We start from the raw sequence: 15,831 nt of genomic DNA, 5'->3' as shown, positions 1-15,831 counted from the left end.
CCGCCCCCGCCGCGCCCGGGCGCGTTTTTTCTCCCCCCCCCGCCACCGGGGGGTGGTGGCGCGGCGCCCGGGGGGCGGTGCGGGCGGGGGCGCGGGACGGAGCGCCGTGCGCGCCGTCGCCCCCTCCACCGGCTTCGCCGGTCCCCCTCCCCCGCAGGCGGGGGAGGAGATGGGCTTTCGTTTTCTTTCCCGCCCTGTCGGGTTTCGCACAGTCGCCCGTTCCCTGGCTGCGCGAAGTGGCGCTGATGCACGTCAGGGTCGCGCTCGCGGCCGAACGGGGAGACGGCCATGGGAACGACCTACACGATCTTCGGCGCCGGGCCGGCGGGCCTCTACACGGCCTGGCGGCTGGTCACCGGCGGCAAGGCCGTCGCGGGCGACACGATCCAGCTATACGAGTGGGGCGACTACGCCTTCGAAGGGCCGGGCTCGGGCACGCGCCTGCCGGCCGGGCGCATCGTCACCCACTTCTGCAACGACGATCCGCGCCAGTCCTACATCGAGGCCGGCGGCATGCGCTTCATCCAGTGGGACGCGACCAAGAGCGAAGGCCACCAGCTGGTGACCCTGACGATCGAGGCCTTGGGCCTCAAGGACAAGATCATCGACTTCAACACCACCGACAATCCGCTGCTGTTCCTGCGCGAGGAGCACATCTACCAGAACGACCTGGCGACCCACCCCGCGCCCTACAACACGCCGGGCAACAACGAGCAGCCGGCCGCCACCCTGTTCTCGAACATCTCGGCCCTGATCACCGGCGACGCGCCGGTCAAGACCCGCGCCCAGCAGTGCGCCTTCTACGGCTCGGGCCAGCTGCCGCCGACCTTCAACTCGTTCGTCTATCCGCCGGGCTCGATCGCCGGCAACATCGGCTACTGGAACGTCTTCTACGACCAGGCCGGCAACGAGGGCTACGAGTACGCCGCCGACGCCGGCGGCTACACCTCCAACGTCATCAACTGGAACGCCGCCAACGCCGCCGTCTACAACGGCGAGTTCGCCCCCGGCGGGGCGTTCAAGACCCTCAGCGGCGGCTACTCGCAGGTCTTCGTCGAGCTCTATCAACAGACCAAGGCGGCCGCCCAGGCGGCGGGCGTGACCTTCGACCTGACCCAGCGCACCCGCCTGCATTCGATCTGGCTGGAGGGCGAGACGGTCAACTACCGTCTGGCGTCGGCCGAGACGCCGTTCAAGGGCGGGGCGGTGCAGACCACGCTGAACGCCTTTCTGGCCATGCCGCCGGCCTCGCTGGACCTGGTGGCCGACGCCACACAGTACGCCGACATGCCGGAGGGCACGCTCGACATCCTCAACGTCGAGGGCGTGCAGCTCTATATCGACGGGGTGATCCGCCAGCCGTCGATGCGGGTGATGCTGTTCTTCGATCGTCCGTGGTGGAACGATCCGGGCGTGCCCTATCCGCCTAGCCTGACGGGCAAGCCCAACACCTTCGGCCCGACCATCACCGACCTGCCGCTGCGCCAGGTCTACTACTTCGGCGACAACAGCGACGGCGCCGAGAATCCCGCCTATGGCGTCCTCGCGTCGTATGACGACATGCAATACGTGCAGTTCTGGCAGGAGCTGGAGGTCGACGTCACCGAGCGCCGCAAGGTGCCGATCGACCAGGACCACCAGGTCCTGTTCGGACCGCGCAAGGCCACCGACACCATGATCCGCATGGTGCTGCTGGAGCTGGCCAAGGTGCACTGGGGCGATCCCAACGCCGCCCAACAGATCCCCTGGCCGGTCGAGGCGATCTTCAACGACTTCTCGCTGAACCCGTTCGGGGCCGGCTACCACGCCTGGGCCGCGCACTACGACATCTGCGATGTGATGCAGAAGATCCGCCAGCCTACCGGCCTCGTGCCCGGCGCGACGGCGGCCAACCTCTTCATCATCGGCGAGGCCTATTCCAACGACCAGGCCTGGGTCGAAGGCGCCTTCTGCACGGCCGAGTCGGTGCTGGTCGACTACTACGGAATGCCCACCATCGCCGACACGACCAACTATCCGCTGATCTGCAGCTGCTGATTAGTGAGGGTCAGGCGGTGGCTTCGGCCGCCGCCTTGGCCGCCTGCACCTTGGGCTGACGGGCGGCGACCAGGAACGACAGGATGATCGCCGCCACCCCGATCAGGGCGGTGTAGATGAAGAAGGCCACATAGCCCGCGCCCATGGCCTGGCCGCTAACGCCCAGCTTGGCCCCGGCCGCGGCGAAGGTCTCGGGCGGGGTGCGGGCGAACAGGCCCTTCAGGCCGGCCAGGGCGCCGTGCTCGGCGGCGGCGGCCGAGGCCTCGACGATTCGGCCCGACTGCGAGGCCACCAGCTTGCCCGGCAGGGCGTAGAGCGACGAGAACAGGGCGTACTGGGTGGCGGTGAAACCGGCCGTGGTCAGGCTCGACATGTAGGCGATCAGCGCCGTGCCGGCGATGCCGCCGCAGATGTTGTCCAGGCAGATGCTGGCGAACAGCATCGGCACGCTGTGGCCGCTGACGGCCAGCACCGCGAAGCCCAGGTTGCTGATCGGCTGGGCGAAGGCGCCGATGATCAGGGCCTTCATCAGGCCGAAGCGGGCGACGATCACACCGCCCAGGAACACGCCGATCATCGAGGCGATGATGCCGAACACCTTGCGGATCTCGGCGATCTCGGTGAGCGAGAAGCCCATGTCCCGGTAGAACGGGTTCATGATGTTGAGCACGAAGTCCGAGACCCGGTAGATGCAGATCGCCGCCAGGATCAGGCCGGCGACGCCCGAGAAGCGGGTCATGAACTCCTTCAGCGGCGAGCCCAGGGCGGTCGACAGATAGACGCCGGGCTTGGTGCGCAGGCCGGGGATCGGCCAGGCGGCCAGCACGATGACGCCAAGGCCGACGAGGGCGCCGATCAGCTGCAGCCAGACGCCGTTGGGCTTGGCCTTCCAGGCTTCGGCCAGGGTTTCGCCGCCGACGATCTTGGACAGCAGGTCGGCGTCGCCGGCCAGGCCCGAGCCCAGGATCAGGGCGCCGAACGCGATGATCGCCAGGCGCGCCAGCCACTCGAGCACCACCAGGGCCTGGGGCTGGGCGACGTCGTCGGTGTGGATCGGGCGGATGGTGTGGGCCGCCTCGCGCGGCGCCCACAGGGTGGCGGCGACGCCGATCAGCACCGCCAGGGCCATCAGTGCGTAGGAGAAGTTCCAGCCGAAGCGCTCGGCCAGGATCAGCGGCACGGCGCCGGCCATCACCATCGCCCCGCGATAGCCCCACTGCACGGCCACGGCCATCGGGCCCTGGCGCTCGGCGTCGGCCACCTCGATGCGCCAGGCGTCGATGACGATATCCTGGCTGGCGGTAAGGAAGCCGGTCAGCACGGCCAGGGCGGCGAGCAGGCCCAGATTGGTGGCGGGATTGAGCGTCGAGATCGTCCACAGGCCGAGCATGATCCCGGCCTGGCAGACCAGCATCCAGGCGCGGCGATGGCCGAGCAGACCGTGCAGCACCGGGATCTTGGTGCGGTCGATCAGCGGCGCCCACAGGAACTTCAGCGAGAACGACAGGGTGGCCAGGCTGAAGAAGCCGATCACCGCCAGCGACAGCCCCGAGTCGCGCAGCCACAGCGACAGGGTGTCGAAGATCAGCATGTAGGGCAGGCCCGACGCGAAGCCGAGGCCCAGGAGGGCCAGCGCCCGGCGCTCGCCGAAGATCGACAGGACGCCCGCGATGCTCTTCTTCGGCGGAGCGGCCGTCTGCGTGGTCTGCTCGGTCATGGTCTTCCCCGAAGTGCGCGGGAAGCCAGGACTTCGCCGTCAGCCGGCGACCTTGGCGCGCGTCGCGTCGTTCGTCCAGCGGCGCGGGCGGTCGGGGCCGGTCCAGCGCGACAGGGCGTCGCGCAGGGCGGCCGGGGTCAGCGGCTTGACCAGGAAGTCGTCCATGCCGGCGCTCAGGCACTGGCGGCGGTCCTCGTCGAAGGCGTCGGCGGTGAGGGCCAGGATCGGGGTGTCCACGCCCTTGGCGCGGACGGCGCGGGTGGCCTCCAGGCCGTTCAGGCCCGGCATGCGCAGGTCCATGAACACCAGGTCGTAGGTTCCGCGCGACAGGGCCGCCACGGCCTCGTCGCCGCTGGCGATGCGATCGACGGTGCAGCCCTCGCGTTCCAGCAGGGTGCGGGCCAGGAGGGCGTTGATCGGATTGTCTTCGGCCAGCAGCACGCGGGCGCCGGGGGCGGCGGCCGGGGCGATGCGGTCGTCCTGGGCCTCGGGCGGGGTGACGATGGCCTCCAGCGCCGCGTCGATCGGCTTGGCGCCCAGCACCTGGGCGGCCAGCGAGGTGCGGCGCAGCGGCTTGATCAGGTAGCCCGAGAAGCCGGCCTTGGAGAGGTTGGGGATCAGGTCGCGCTGGTCGGGGGTCAACATGGCCACGGCGGCGCGGCCGACGGGCGCGGCCAGCGGGCGGTCGGGGCCGGCCAGGGCCGCGTCGACCAGCAGCACCGTCTGGGCCGGCAGGGTTTCGACCTTGTCGAGGCCGGCCAGGTTCTTCACCCAGGCGCCGCTGGCGATGGCCTGGGCGCCGACGGCCTCGCGGACTACGGGGTTGGGCGAGACGACGGCGACGAACCGGCCTTCCAGCGGCGGGGCCGCCTGGGCCTCGTCGCAGCGCTCGAACGGGGCCTCGAACCAGAAGTCGGCGCCGCCGCCGCTGTTCTCGCCAACGCCGGCCTCGCCGTCCATGGCGGCGGCCAGGCGGGCGACGATGGCCAGGCCGAGGCCCGCGCCGCCCAGCTGGGCCTGGTGCGACGGATCGGTCTGGACGAAGGCCTCGAAGATCTTCTCGCGCTGCTCGGGGGCGACGCCCGGGCCGGTGTCGGCCACCGAGAAGCGAACGCGGCCGGCGCCGGCGTCGCGGGCGGTGATCAGCACGCCGCCTTTCTCGGTGAACTTCACGGCGTTGCCGGCGAAGTTCAGCAGCACCTGGCGCAGGCGGCCCTCGTCGGCCAGCAGCGGCGGCAGGCCGCGCTCGACGGCCCAGGCGATCTCGACGCCCTTTTCATGGGCGCGCGGGCTCATCAGCTCGGCCACCTGGCGCAGCAGGTGTTCGGGATTCACCGGGGCCAGATGCAGCTCCAGCGCCGTGGCGCCCAGGCGGGCGAAATCCAGCACGTCGTTGACCAGCGAGAGCAGGTGATCGCCGCTTTCGCGCAGGGCCGCGACATAGGAGCGCTGCTCGGCGGTCAGGCGGGTGTTTTCCAAGAGGCGCGCCATGCCCAGCACCCCGTTCAGGGGCGTGCGGAACTCGTGGCTCAGGGTGGCCAACTGCTCGGCGGAGACGGCGTCGCGGGTCTTGGTCATGGCGCGGGAGTGTAAGGGGCGCGGGTTAAGGGGGGGTGGAGGGCAGGTGCGGAATCCTTCTCCCCTTGCGGGAGAAGGTGGCGGCGAAGCCGGCGGATGAGGGGTCTCTCAAATCGGCGCCGCCGCGCCTGGACTGTCCGCCTTCGTAGCGGTCAGGGCTTTCGACCCCTCACCCGACCTCCCTTCGGGAGGCCACCCTCTCCCGCAAGGGGAGGGTCTAGACGGCCCCCTCCATCTCGCCCGCCGGGCTCGTCCGCCGGTGCGCCAGGGCCTCGGCGACGTGCACGCGCTTCACCGCGCCGGCGCCCTCCAGGTCGGCGATGGTGCGGGCCAGGCGCAGGGTGCGGGTCCAGCCGCGGGCGCTGATGCGGCCGGCTTCGGCGGCCCTGGCCAGCAGGGCGCGGCCGGGCTCGTCGAGCGCGCAGACCCGTTCGAGCAGTTCTCCCTCGGCCCGGCCGTTCAGGGTTTCGGGCGTGCCCGGCATGAGCGCCAGCGCCCGATCCGCCTGCAACTGGCGAGCGGCCGCGACGCGGGCGGCGACCTCGGCCGAGCCTTCGCTGGCGGCGGGCAGGGCCAGGTCGGCGGCGGTGACGGCGGGCATGTCGACGGCCAGATCGATGCGGTCCATCAGCGGGCCAGAGACCCGGCCCTGGTAGTCGCGGATGCAGCGCGGAGCCTTGCCGCAGGCGCCGCGTCCGGCCCCGCCGTGGCCGCAGCGGCAGGGGTTCATGGCCGCCACCAGCTGCACCCGGGCAGGATAGCGGACATGGGCGTTGGCGCGGGCGACCATCACCTCGCCCGTTTCCAGCGGGGCGCGCAGGCTGTCCAAGGCCTGCACGCCAAATTCAGGAAGCTCATCGAGGAACAGCACGCCGTTGTGGGCCAGCGACACCTCGCCAGGCTTGGCGCGCAGGCCGCCGCCGGTCAGGGCGGCCATGCTGGCGCTGTGGTGCGGGCTGCGGAAAGGCCGAGCTCTCGTCAGCGCGCCCCTGGCGATCAGCCCGGCCACCGAATGGACCATCGAGGTCTCGAGCAGCTCCTGCGAGGTCAGCGGCGGCAGGAGACCCGGCAGGCGCTGGGCCAGCATCGACTTGCCAGAGCCCGGCGGGCCGACGAACAGCAGGTTGTGGCCGCCGGCCGCGGCGATCTCCAGCGCCCGCTTGCCCTGCTCCTGGCCCTTGACGTCGCGCAGGTCTTTCGCGCGCTCGCCCTCGATCACCGGGCCGGGGGCGGGGGCGCCGAGCAGCTGGCTGCCGCGGAAGTGGTTGATCAGCGCCACCAGCGAGCGCGGGGCCAGGATCCGCGTGCCGCCGGCCCAGGCGGCTTCGGGCCCGCAGGCCTCGGGGCAGATCAGGCCCAGGTCCATGGCCCCGGCCGCCATGGCCGCGGGCAGGGCGCCGGCGCAGGCGACGATGCGGCCGTCCAGGGAGAGCTCGCCCATGGCCGCCCAGCCATCCAGCGCGTCGGGCGGGATCACGCCCATGACGCCGAGCAGCGCCAGGGCGATCGGGAGGTCGAAGTGGGTGCCTTCCTTGGGCAGGTCGGCGGGGGCCAGGTTGGCGACGATGCGCTTGCCCGGCATCGACAGGCCAAGGCCCGCGAAGGCGCCGCGCACCCGCTCGCGACTTTCGGCCACCGCCTTGTCGGCCAGGCCGACCACGGCGAAGGCGACGACACCGCCGGTCAGCTGCACCTCGACGTCGACGCGGCGCGCCTCGACGCCCTCGAACGCAACCGTGACGACCTTTGCCGCCATCGTTCCCCCTGAAACAACGTTCGACTTATCCACAAGCCAAGCATGACTGTCGGCTCGGAGCAAGAACGAAAAACGAACGTTTCAGGAAAGTGTGACGATTCAGTAGGCTGGCGCGACTGCCTCACGCAGGGGTTGATCGGATGGTTTCGATCCGATCCCAGAGCACCGCGGCGGCGTCGATCCCGCTGAACCGCTTGAGCTGCTGGGCCCCGGTGGGCGAGGTGACGTTGATCTCGGTCAGGTAGTCGCCGATCACGTCGATGCCCACGAACAGCAGGCCGCGCTTCTTCAGTTCCGGGCCGATGATGGCGCACAGTTCCTTGTCGCGGGCGGTGAGCTCGACGGCCTCGGCGCGGCCGCCGACCCGCAGGTTCGAGCGCACCTGGCCGGCGGCCGGCACGCGGTTGATGGCGCCCACCGGCTCGCCGTCGACCAGCAGCACGCGCTTGTCGCCCTTGCTCACGGCCGGGACGAACTTCTGGGCGATGACCTGCTCGCGGCCGATCATGGCGTGCAGCTCCAGCAGGGCGTCGAGATTGGGATCGTCCGCCAGCAGACGAGCCACGCCCGAGCCGCCGCCGCCGTAGAGGGGCTTGAGGACAATGTCGCCGTGACGGGCGCGGAAATCGTAGATCGCCTCATGGTCCGAGGTGATCAGGGTCGGCGGCTGCACGCCGGGGAAGTCGGTGACGAACAGCTTCTCGGGCGCGTTGCGCACTTCGGCGGGGTTGTTCACCACCAGGGTGTGGGGGTGCACTTTCTCAAGGAAGTGCGTGGCGGTGATGTAGGCCATGTCGAACGGCGGATCCTGGCGCATCAGCACCACGTCGACGTCGTCCTTCATGTCGAGCAGCACGGTCTCGCCGAGCTTGGCGTGCGCGCCCTTCTCGGCGAACACCTCCAGCGGCTGGGCGCGGGCGAAGACCCGACCGTCTTCGAGGGAGAGTTTGTCGGGGGTGTAGAACCACAGCTTATGGCCGCGGATCTTCGCCTCCATCATCATCAGGAAGGTGGTGTCGGTGTCGATGTTGATCCCCAGGACGGGATCCATCTGGACGGCGACTCTCAGCGACATGACGACTCCGGGGCTTTCTGGACGCCGCACAGGTACACGGTTCCGCGGCGCTGGTGTCTAGTTAAGTCGAAGCGGGGCGATTGCGAGGGGCGATCTCAGAATCCTTCTCCCCTTGCGGGAGAAGGTGGCGGCGAGGCCGCCGGATGAGGGGTCTCTCAGAACGATCCGCCTTCGCCCGGTCTATCCACCGGTCGCGGCGGAGAGGATTTTCGACCCCTCACCCGACCCCCGCCTTCGCGGGGGCCACCCTCTCCCGCAAGGGGAGAGGGATCAGTTCAGCCGCAGGCGCACCCGCTCCCGCGCCGCCCGGGCTGCGATCGTCGCGCCGCCGTCCAGGGTCTGGGCGCGGGAGAGGGCTTGCAGCGCTCCGGCCAGGGCGCCCTGGCCTTCGCGGGCGGCGGCGACGTCGAGCCAGGGGTGGTGGTCGGTGGGGTCGAGCAGGGCGCGGCGCAGGGCCGAGCGCTCGGCGCGGGCCCAGTCGCGCGACTGCTGGGCGCGGGCGAAGATGTTGTTCTGCAAACGGATCAGTACGGCGCGGTCCGAGATCGGGGCCATCAGCTGGTCCAGGCGCGCGGCGACGTCGGGCATCAGGCCGGTGCGCAGGGCCCGGCGCGACAGCTCCGACGGCAGCACCACCCGGCCCTCGCTGAACGGGTCGAGCGCCAGCGGACCCTCGTCGGTCTCGATGCGCAGCAGGAAGTGGCCGGGGAAGTCGACGCCGTTGACGTCCAGTCCCGTCTCGCGGGCGGCGTGGATGTAGAACACCCCCAGCGCCACCGGCAGGCCCTTGCGGCGCTCGGCGATGGCGATGACGTCGGCGTTGTCGGGATGGTCGTAGGTCAGCAGGTCGCCGGTCAGGCGCAGGTCGCCGGCCATGGCCTCGGCGATGGCCTCCTCGGGCGACTCGCCTTGCAGGCGGGTCTTCAGCCGCTCGACCGCCGAGCGGGCCAGATCCAGGGCCGGCTGCTCGTCGCGGTCGGGATCGTCGTGCGCGGCGCAGGCCAGGGCGGCCTCGAACAGCGGGAAGGCCTCATCGTCGAGCTCGCCGGCGCGGGTGAGGATGGCCTCGGCCTCGTCGCGGGTCATGCCCAGGCCCTCCCGTCGCCCCTGTCGTCACCTGGCCAGGCGTCGGGCACGTGGCGGGGCAGGCGGCCAGGCGTCATGGCCAGCAGGTCCAGCCGCACGGCCATGCCCTTGAGGCCGGCGCGCGACGCCGCGGCCAGCGCGCCCGCGCGGCGCAGGCGCATCCGTTGTTCGAAGCTCACCGCCTCCAGCGCCGCCTCCAGGCTCGTCCGACTCTTGACCTCGACAACGATCAAGACGCGTCCGCGTTGCGCCAGTATGTCGATCTCGCCCGCCCTGGTCGCCAGGCGAAAGCCCAGGACGCGGTAGCCCTTCAGCATCAGCCAGGCCGCCGCCCAGGCCTCGGCGCGCCGGCCCGAGCGCCGCGCGGCCGCGCCGCGGACCTTGCGGATCTCGCGCAGCGGCGGGGCCGTCATCCGGCCTCCTTCAGGGCCAGGGCCTGGCGGTAGAGGTCCTTGCGCGACAGGCCCAGCGCCCTGGCCACCTCGGAGGCGGCCTCGCCCAGCGGCAGGCGGGTCATGGCCTCGCGCAGGGCGGCCTCGGCGTCGTCGGCGCTGGCGGCCTTCTCCTCGCCGGGACCGACCAGGATGACGATCTCGCCCTTGGGGGCCTCGAAGCGCGGGTCGACGGCCAGCTCGCCCAGCGGGCCGCGCACGCAGGTCTCATAGAGCTTGGTCAGTTCGCGGCAGACGGCGGCGGGCCGGTCGGCGCCGAACACGGCGGCCATGTCGGCCAGCGTATCGTCCACCCGCGAGGCGCCTTCGAAGAAGATCAGTGTGGCGCGAGTGGCGGCGAATTCTTCCAGGAAGGTCTTGCGCGCGCCGCTCTTGGGCGGCGGGAAGCCGGCGAACAGGAAGCGGTCGGTGGGCAGGCCGGCCAGGGTCAGGGCCGCCAGGGCCGCCGAGGCGCCGGGGATGGGAAATACCGGATGGCCGGCCGCGATGGCCTCGCGGGCCAGGCGATAGCCGGGGTCCGACACCATGGGCGTGCCGGCGTCCGAGACCAGGGCCACGCGCTCGCCGGCCTCCAGCCGTTCGAGAATGGCCGGGATGGCGCGCTCGGCCACGTGCTCGTCGTGGCGCTCCAGCTTGGTGCGGATCGAGTAGGCCGACAAAAGCTTGCCGGTCACCCGGGTGTCTTCGGCCAGCAGCAGGTCGCAGGCGGCCAGCACGTCGAGCGCCCGCAGGGTGATGTCGCGCAGGTTCCCGATCGGCGTGGCGACCAGGTAGAGGCCGGGCGCGAGCGGGGCGTCGGACAGGACGGGCGGGGGAAGCAAACGGCTCAAGCGGCGGTACTTTCCGTTGAGTGGGGCGGGGAGTGAAGCGAGCCAAAGGACCCGCTAAACGCGAAGCTATCAGGTCGCGAGCACGCCTGTCAGCCGGTCGAGCAGCAATCGGCCTTGGCGCGTGGCGCGCAACCGAACCGGGTCATCGGCCAGAAGTCCCGCTTCGACCAGCGATTTCACCTTGGGCGTGTCCGGCGACAGCTCCAGGGCGGCCATCTCGGTGAAGGCGACGCCGTCGTCGATGCGCAGGCCCAAGAGCAGGCGCTCCTCGGCGGCCTCGACGGGGGTGAGGTCCTCGCGGTCGAAACCGGTTCCGTCGCGGGCGACGGCGGCGATGTAGTCGGCGATCTTCAAGCGGGCGGTGGTGGCGACCTTTCCACCGGCCAGGGTCAGGCGGCCGTGGGCCCCGGGGCCGACGCCCACATAGTCGACGCCCCGCCAGTAGACGAGGTTATGGCGCGAGCGGGCGGCCGGGCCACGGGCGTGGTTGGACACCTCGTAGGCGTCGAAGCCGGCGGCTTCCAGCACCTCCTGCGTGGTCTCGAACAGCTGGGCGGCCAGGTCCTCGTCGGGCGGAACGATCTTGCCGCGACCGACGGCGCGGTCGAAGGCGGTGCCGGCCTCGATGGTCAGCTGGTAGGGCGAGACATGCTCGGGGCCGTAGGCCAGCATTTCGGCCAGTTCCTCGCGCCAGGCCGCGTCGGTCTGGCCGGGGCGGGCGTAGATCAAGTCGACCGACAGGCGCGGGAACAGGCGCGCGGCCGTGGCGATGGCGCGGCGGGCCGAGCCAGCGTCGTGGTTGCGGCCCAAGAGCTTCAGCGAGGCGTCGTCCAGCGCCTGGACACCCAGCGAAAGCCGCGCCACGCCCGCGTCGGCCAGCGCCTCGAAACGACCGGCCTCGGCGTCGGTGGGATTGGCCTCGAGGCTGATCTCCAGGTCGCCCTCGGGCGTCCACAGGGCCTTGGCCGTCTCGATGACGCGGGCGACGGCGGCCGGATCCATCAGCGAGGGCGTGCCGCCGCCGAAGAAGATCGAGAGCAAACGGCGCGGTCCGGTCAGGGTCCGGTGGGCGGTCATGTCGGCGATGATGGCGTCGGCCAGCGCCGCCTGCTCGTCCGTGCGGCCCCGGTCGCGCACGACGTTGAAGTCGCAATAGGGGCAGATGCGGGCGCAGTAGGGCCAGTGGACGTAGAGGCCGAGAGGGGGGAGGGGATTCTGCACTATGCCTTCCCCCTAAACCGAGCATCCCCGCGCAGGCGGGGATCCAAGCCGAGGCGCCGGATTGACGCCGACGGATGAGCTTCCGCGCCGCGCCCCTTCTGGAAGGTCAGCTTGGGTCCCCGCCTTCGCGGGGATAAGCGGATGGAAAGGCGCAAGGCCGGTGCTACTCAAACAGCGCCGCCTTCAGCTTCTCGAAGGCCACGGCGCGGTGGCTCATGGCGTCCTTCTGGGCCGGCTCCATCTCGCCGAAAGTCTGGTCGTATCCGTTGGGGATGAAGATCGGGTCGTAGCCGAAGCCCTTGTCGCCGCGCGGGGGGAACACCAGCGTGCCGTGGACCTCGCCCTGCACCACCACGGCCGGGCCGCCATTGGGCCAGGCGACGGCGAGGGCGCAGGTGAACCAGGCGCTCTTGTCTTCCGAGCCCGTCTCCTCGATGCGCTCGGCCACCTTGTCCATGGCCATGGCGAAGTCCTTCTCGGGACCGGCCCAGCGGGCCGAATAGATGCCCGGGGCGCCGTCCAGCACCGTGACCGACATGCCGGAATCGTCGGCCAGCGACACCTCGCCCGACAGGTCGGCGGCGTGTCGGGCTTTCAGCAGGGCGTTGCCGACGAAGGTCGTCTCGGTCTCGTCCGGCTCGGGCAGGCCCAGGGCGCCGGCGGCCAGCACTTCGAAGCGGCCGTCGAGCAGGGCGGCCAGCTCCTTGGCCTTGCCCGGATTGTGGGTGGCGGCGACGATCTTCTGGCCGTTGATCAGTTTCAGGGTCATCGCACACTCCTCGGACGGAAACCGAGCGTGTTTAGACCCCCGCGAGGCCCGCGCCGCAAGGCCGGATCATTGCGAAAGTTTAATATCGTTTATCGATAAGCGACATTGTTCGGCGGGCCAGGAGCGGCGATCCTGGGGCCATCGAGGAAGGCTCTGCGCCGGCCGTCGATCCGCCCCTGTCCGGAACCGCAAGATGACGCTGCCCCGCCTGTTCAGCCTCCTGGAATCCTCGGCCGTCCGCCTGGCGACCCTGGTGCTGATCGCGGGTCTTCCGATCTCGGCCGTGACGTTCCTGGCCCACACGCTCTAGACTTCAATTCCGCGACCGCCCGGGGAGGCGAGTCGCTGTTGGCGGGGACACAAGCCCATGCGCGCCTTGGGGCCAGGCTCGGTATCGAGCTTCCTGAAGATCATTCTCGACGTCAGCTATTATGCGCTGTGGGTCTGGGTCAGCTTCCTGGCCCTGGTGACGGTGCTGGTGCTGCTGCTCAGCTTCAATCCCGACCTGCTGGCCTCGATGCTGCCGGGCGAGGCGGCGGGCATACTGCGCAAGTACGGGGCCGGCGCGGCCGTGGCTCTGGGCGGTTGGGCGCTGATGTCGGGCGGCTGGATGGCCATCGTCGAGCGCCTGCGCAAGATCTTCGCCACCATGATCCTGGGCGACCCGTTCCACCCGGACAACGTGCGCCGGCTGCGGGTGATGGGCATCGTGCTGGCCGCGCTGGAGATCGGCCGATACGTGCTGTCGGCCCTGACGCGGATCCTGGTCGCGGGCGACAAGCCCACCGAGGGATCCTTCACCCTCACCGCCTGGTTTTCGGTCCTGGTCGTCTTCGTCCTGGCCGAGGTGTTCCGCGAGGGCGCTCGCCTTCGCCGCGAAGCCGAACTGACCATCTGACCGCGAGCTTCGCATGTCCATCCGCGTAAACCTCGACCGCGTGCTGCTCGAACGCCGCATGTCGCTGACCGAACTCTCCGATCGGGTCGGCGTGACCCTGGCCAACCTGTCGATCCTGAAAACGGGTAAGGCGCGGGCCATCCGCTTCTCGACCCTCGACGCCCTGTGCCGTGAGCTGGGCTGCCAGCCGGGCGACCTGATGACCTTCGAGCACGGTCCGGGCGACGGCGGCGAAGGCGATGACGGCGGGGACTGACGGGACGCTTGCGAAACGGATGGACGGGCCACACCTGTGGGCCATGCAGATCGTCTGTCCATCCTGTGGAGCCGCCAACCGCCTCCCCGAAGACCGCGACCCCGCCGGAGCCAAGTGCGGCCGCTGCAAGAACGCCGTCTTCATCGGCATGCCGATCGAGGTCGACGCCGCCGGCCTCGACCGCCATCGCCGCCTGACCCAGGGCGCGGCCGTGCTGCTCGACGTCTGGGCCCCGTGGTGCGGGCCCTGCCGGGCCATGGCCCCTAACTATGCCGCCGCGGCCGGAAAGCTTGAGCCGGGCGTGCGCCTCCTGAAGTTGAATTCCGAAGCCCATCCCGCGCCGGCCTCGGCCCTGGGGGTCAGCGGCATCCCCGCGCTGATCCTGTTCCGCGACGGCGCGGTGGTCGCCCGCTCGGCCGGCCTGATGAGCGCGCCGCAGATCGTCGACTGGACGAACCGGGCGCTGGCTTAGACGGTATCTTGACCCTTACCCCATCAAGGGGGAAGGGAGGCGTTACGAGAGGCTAGCGAAATGATCGAACGTATCGGCAAGGCGAAGCGGTGGAGCGACGCGGTCGCCTTCAACGGCGTGGTGTTCCTGTCGGGCCACGTGGCCGAGACGACCCGCGGCCAGTCGGTGCTGGAGCAGACCAGGGACGTGCTGGCCCAGATCGACGAGACCCTGGCCGAGTGCGGGTCGAGCAAGGACAAGCTGCTCAGCGCGACCATCTACCTGGCCGACATCGCCGGCTTCGACGAGATGAACCAGGCCTGGGACGCCTGGGTGGACAGCGACAACCCGCCGGCCCGGACGACCGTGGAGGCGCGGCTGGCGCGCGCGGACTACGCCGTCGAGGTGACGGTGGTCGCGGCGCGATAGGGGGGGCGATGACGCCTTTGATGAAGGGACTTCTGGCCGGTCTGGCCATCGTGGCGGTGGGCTCTTCGCAAGCGCCGGCCTGCGTGATGGCGCCGCCCGCCACGCCGGAGGTCCAGCGACAGCGTACGCTCGACTTCCAGGCCAGTCTCTGGGATCGCTCCCAAACGGTGTTCGTGGCGCGGGTGGAGCGACGCGGCCCGGTGAAGATCAAGGGCGCTCATGAGGGGCAGGAGGCTGTTCTGAGGCCGGTCCTGCAACTGAAGGGGCCGCCTGTGACGCCGCTCGTGACGGTGCGCCACACCCACTTCACCTCGTGTGGACCAGCGCCGTTCCTGGACGCGTTGCACCCTCAGGCCGAAGGGGTCTTCGTCGTCTATTCGTCGTCGGCCGAGCCGACGGGCGAGGCGGTGATCGGGACCCTGGCTCCCAAGGCGCTGATCGAGCCGCGGGCTCTGGAGGCCTGGGCGAAGGCCTATGCGCGCGCGGCGCCCCGCTAGAAGCCGGACAGCATCGGACGGCCAGGCCGCCCGATGCTCTCTCGTCGTTACTTGCCGATCGCGGCGCGCTGGAAGGCGAACAGTTCGCCGATGCCCTTTTCGGCCAGGCCGAACAGGGTGTCGAACTCGCCGCGGGTGAAGCCGCGCTTCTCGCCGGTGGCCTGGATCTCGACGATGTCGCCGCCGCCGGTCAGCACGAAGTTGCCGTCGGCCTCGGCGTTGGAGTCTTCCTCGTAGTCGAGGTCGAGCACGGGCGTGTCCTTGAACACGCCGCAGGAGACGGCGGCCACCTGGCCCAGGATCGGGTCGGCCTTCAGCACGCCCTCTTCCAGCAGGTAGTTGGTGGCCAGGCGCAGGGCGACCCAGGCGCCGGTGATGGCGGCCGTGCGGGTGCCGCCGTCGGCCTGGATGACGTCGCAGTCGAGGCTGATCTGGCGCTCGCCCAGGGCCTTGAGGTCGACGACGGCGCGCAGGGAGCGGCCGATCAGGCGCTGGATCTCCTGGGTGCGGCCGGTCTGCTTGCCGGTGGCGGCTTCACGGCGGCCGCGGGTGTGGGTGGCGCGGGGCAGCATGCCGTATTCGGCGGTGACCCAGCCGGCGCCCTTGTTGCGCATCCAGCCCGGGACGTTCTCCTCGACCGTGGCGGTGACCAGCACCTTGGTGTGGCCGAAACCGATCAGGCACGAGCCTTCGGCGTAGCGGTTGACGCCGGTCTCCAGCGTGACGGCGCGAAGCTGGTCGGGGGCGCGTTCGGACGGACGCATGGGCAAACTCCGGTC

The 15,831-nt window shown here is 70.6% G+C and carries 16 protein-coding genes; 6 read left to right on the top strand and 10 right to left on the bottom strand.

What is annotated here, in order from left to right:
* Positions 1 to 288: 288 nt before the first annotated feature.
* A complete protein-coding gene (locus tag P7A99_RS21545) occupies positions 289 to 2,037 on the top strand; it encodes a hypothetical protein (protein WP_277795795.1) in 1,749 nt (582 codons plus the stop codon).
* A 10-nt stretch (positions 2,038 to 2,047) separates the two neighbouring features.
* Here the strand turns inward: P7A99_RS21545 and P7A99_RS21540 are convergent, their stop codons facing one another.
* The 9 genes from P7A99_RS21540 to rdgB all read right to left on the bottom strand — a co-directional run bounded on the left by P7A99_RS21540 (position 2,048) and on the right by rdgB (position 12,521).
* Positions 2,048 to 3,754 (bottom strand): AmpG family muropeptide MFS transporter, encoded by a 1,707-nt coding sequence (locus P7A99_RS21540; protein ID WP_277795794.1) that lies wholly within the window; start codon positions 3,752 to 3,754, stop codon positions 2,048 to 2,050.
* Between the two features lie 39 nt (positions 3,755 to 3,793).
* Positions 3,794 to 5,332 (bottom strand): response regulator, encoded by a 1,539-nt coding sequence (locus P7A99_RS21535; RefSeq protein WP_277795793.1) that lies wholly within the window; start codon positions 5,330 to 5,332, stop codon positions 3,794 to 3,796.
* 217 nt (positions 5,333 to 5,549) lie between these two features.
* A complete protein-coding gene (locus P7A99_RS21530; RefSeq protein WP_277795792.1) occupies positions 5,550 to 7,088 on the bottom strand; it encodes a YifB family Mg chelatase-like AAA ATPase in 1,539 nt (512 codons plus the stop codon).
* A gap of 121 nt (positions 7,089 to 7,209) precedes the next feature.
* Positions 7,210 to 8,163 carry a glutathione synthase gene (gene gshB / locus P7A99_RS21525; RefSeq protein ID WP_101716777.1) on the bottom strand — a complete coding sequence of 318 codons (954 nt, stop codon included), beginning with the start codon at positions 8,161 to 8,163 and terminating at the stop codon, positions 7,210 to 7,212.
* 270 nt (positions 8,164 to 8,433) lie between these two features.
* Positions 8,434 to 9,249: a SirB1 family protein gene (locus P7A99_RS21520; protein ID WP_277795791.1), complete on the bottom strand. Its 816-nt coding sequence runs from the start codon at positions 9,247 to 9,249 to the stop codon at positions 8,434 to 8,436.
* Complete coding sequence (locus P7A99_RS21515; protein ID WP_277795790.1) at positions 9,246 to 9,662, bottom strand: YraN family protein; 417 nt, start codon at positions 9,660 to 9,662, stop codon at positions 9,246 to 9,248. Before P7A99_RS21515 ends, P7A99_RS21520 begins: the two co-directional genes overlap by 4 nt.
* Positions 9,659 to 10,531, bottom strand: a complete 873-nt coding sequence (gene rsmI, locus P7A99_RS21510) for a 16S rRNA (cytidine(1402)-2'-O)-methyltransferase (RefSeq protein ID WP_277795789.1) — start codon at positions 10,529 to 10,531, stop codon at positions 9,659 to 9,661. The genes P7A99_RS21515 and rsmI overlap by 4 nt, the downstream gene beginning before the upstream one ends.
* A 69-nt stretch (positions 10,532 to 10,600) precedes the next feature.
* A complete protein-coding gene (gene hemW, locus P7A99_RS21505; protein ID WP_431307699.1) occupies positions 10,601 to 11,755 on the bottom strand; it encodes a radical SAM family heme chaperone HemW in 1,155 nt (384 codons plus the stop codon).
* Positions 11,756 to 11,915: 160 nt separating this feature from the next.
* Positions 11,916 to 12,521, bottom strand: a complete 606-nt coding sequence (gene rdgB / locus P7A99_RS21500) for an RdgB/HAM1 family non-canonical purine NTP pyrophosphatase (protein ID WP_277795787.1) — start codon at positions 12,519 to 12,521, stop codon at positions 11,916 to 11,918.
* A gap of 367 nt (positions 12,522 to 12,888) precedes the next feature.
* On the opposite strand from rdgB, the gene P7A99_RS21495 reads away from it, so the two are divergent.
* Genes P7A99_RS21495 through P7A99_RS21475 form a run of 5 tightly spaced genes read left to right on the top strand, consistent with a single transcriptional unit; the run spans position 12,889 to position 15,052 of the window.
* Positions 12,889 to 13,419, top strand: coding sequence for a DUF2975 domain-containing protein (locus tag P7A99_RS21495; RefSeq protein WP_277795786.1), 531 nt, complete (start codon positions 12,889 to 12,891; stop codon positions 13,417 to 13,419).
* A gap of 13 nt (positions 13,420 to 13,432) precedes the next feature.
* Positions 13,433 to 13,675: a helix-turn-helix domain-containing protein gene (locus P7A99_RS21490; RefSeq protein ID WP_277795785.1), complete on the top strand. Its 243-nt coding sequence runs from the start codon at positions 13,433 to 13,435 to the stop codon at positions 13,673 to 13,675.
* 19 nt (positions 13,676 to 13,694) lie between these two features.
* The gene (locus P7A99_RS21485) at positions 13,695 to 14,147 is read left to right on the top strand and encodes a thioredoxin domain-containing protein (RefSeq protein WP_277795784.1); all 453 of its coding nucleotides are present in this window, start codon (positions 13,695 to 13,697) and stop codon (positions 14,145 to 14,147) included.
* Between the two features lie 60 nt (positions 14,148 to 14,207).
* A complete protein-coding gene (locus P7A99_RS21480) occupies positions 14,208 to 14,555 on the top strand; it encodes a RidA family protein (RefSeq protein WP_277795783.1) in 348 nt (115 codons plus the stop codon).
* Between the two features lie 20 nt (positions 14,556 to 14,575).
* Positions 14,576 to 15,052, top strand: a complete 477-nt coding sequence (locus P7A99_RS21475) for a hypothetical protein (RefSeq protein ID WP_277795782.1) — start codon at positions 14,576 to 14,578, stop codon at positions 15,050 to 15,052.
* A gap of 47 nt (positions 15,053 to 15,099) precedes the next feature.
* Here the strand turns inward: P7A99_RS21475 and rph are convergent, their stop codons facing one another.
* Positions 15,100 to 15,816, bottom strand: coding sequence for a ribonuclease PH (rph, locus tag P7A99_RS21470; RefSeq protein WP_165261569.1), 717 nt, complete (start codon positions 15,814 to 15,816; stop codon positions 15,100 to 15,102).
* Positions 15,817 to 15,831: the final 15 nt, after the last annotated feature.

The sequence above is a fragment of the Caulobacter endophyticus genome, assembly GCF_029543245.1.
Lineage (GTDB): Bacteria > Pseudomonadota > Alphaproteobacteria > Caulobacterales > Caulobacteraceae > Caulobacter > Caulobacter endophyticus_A.
Note: the sequence above shows the minus strand (reverse complement) of the source record. Positions and strands in the feature narration are given on the sequence as shown.

Coding starts and splice junctions, on each gene's coding strand:
- P7A99_RS21530 (WP_277795792.1), bottom strand. CDS start 7,088: ATGGCGGCAAAGGTCGTCACGGTTGCGTTCGAGGGCGTCGAGGCGCGC.
- rdgB (WP_277795787.1), bottom strand. CDS start 12,521: ATGACCCTGAAACTGATCAACGGCCAGAAGATCGTCGCCGCCACCCAC.
- P7A99_RS21490 (WP_277795785.1), top strand. CDS start 13,433: ATGTCCATCCGCGTAAACCTCGACCGCGTGCTGCTCGAACGCCGCATG.
- P7A99_RS21540 (WP_277795794.1), bottom strand. CDS start 3,754: ATGACCGAGCAGACCACGCAGACGGCCGCTCCGCCGAAGAAGAGCATC.
- P7A99_RS21535 (WP_277795793.1), bottom strand. CDS start 5,332: ATGACCAAGACCCGCGACGCCGTCTCCGCCGAGCAGTTGGCCACCCTG.
- P7A99_RS21515 (WP_277795790.1), bottom strand. CDS start 9,662: ATGACGGCCCCGCCGCTGCGCGAGATCCGCAAGGTCCGCGGCGCGGCC.
- P7A99_RS21520 (WP_277795791.1), bottom strand. CDS start 9,249: ATGACCCGCGACGAGGCCGAGGCCATCCTCACCCGCGCCGGCGAGCTC.
- gshB (WP_101716777.1), bottom strand. CDS start 8,163: ATGTCGCTGAGAGTCGCCGTCCAGATGGATCCCGTCCTGGGGATCAAC.
- P7A99_RS21475 (WP_277795782.1), top strand. CDS start 14,576: ATGAAGGGACTTCTGGCCGGTCTGGCCATCGTGGCGGTGGGCTCTTCG.
- P7A99_RS21545 (WP_277795795.1), top strand. CDS start 289: ATGGGAACGACCTACACGATCTTCGGCGCCGGGCCGGCGGGCCTCTAC.
- P7A99_RS21480 (WP_277795783.1), top strand. CDS start 14,208: ATGATCGAACGTATCGGCAAGGCGAAGCGGTGGAGCGACGCGGTCGCC.
- P7A99_RS21495 (WP_277795786.1), top strand. CDS start 12,889: ATGCGCGCCTTGGGGCCAGGCTCGGTATCGAGCTTCCTGAAGATCATT.
- rph (WP_165261569.1), bottom strand. CDS start 15,816: ATGCGTCCGTCCGAACGCGCCCCCGACCAGCTTCGCGCCGTCACGCTG.
- P7A99_RS21485 (WP_277795784.1), top strand. CDS start 13,695: ATGGACGGGCCACACCTGTGGGCCATGCAGATCGTCTGTCCATCCTGT.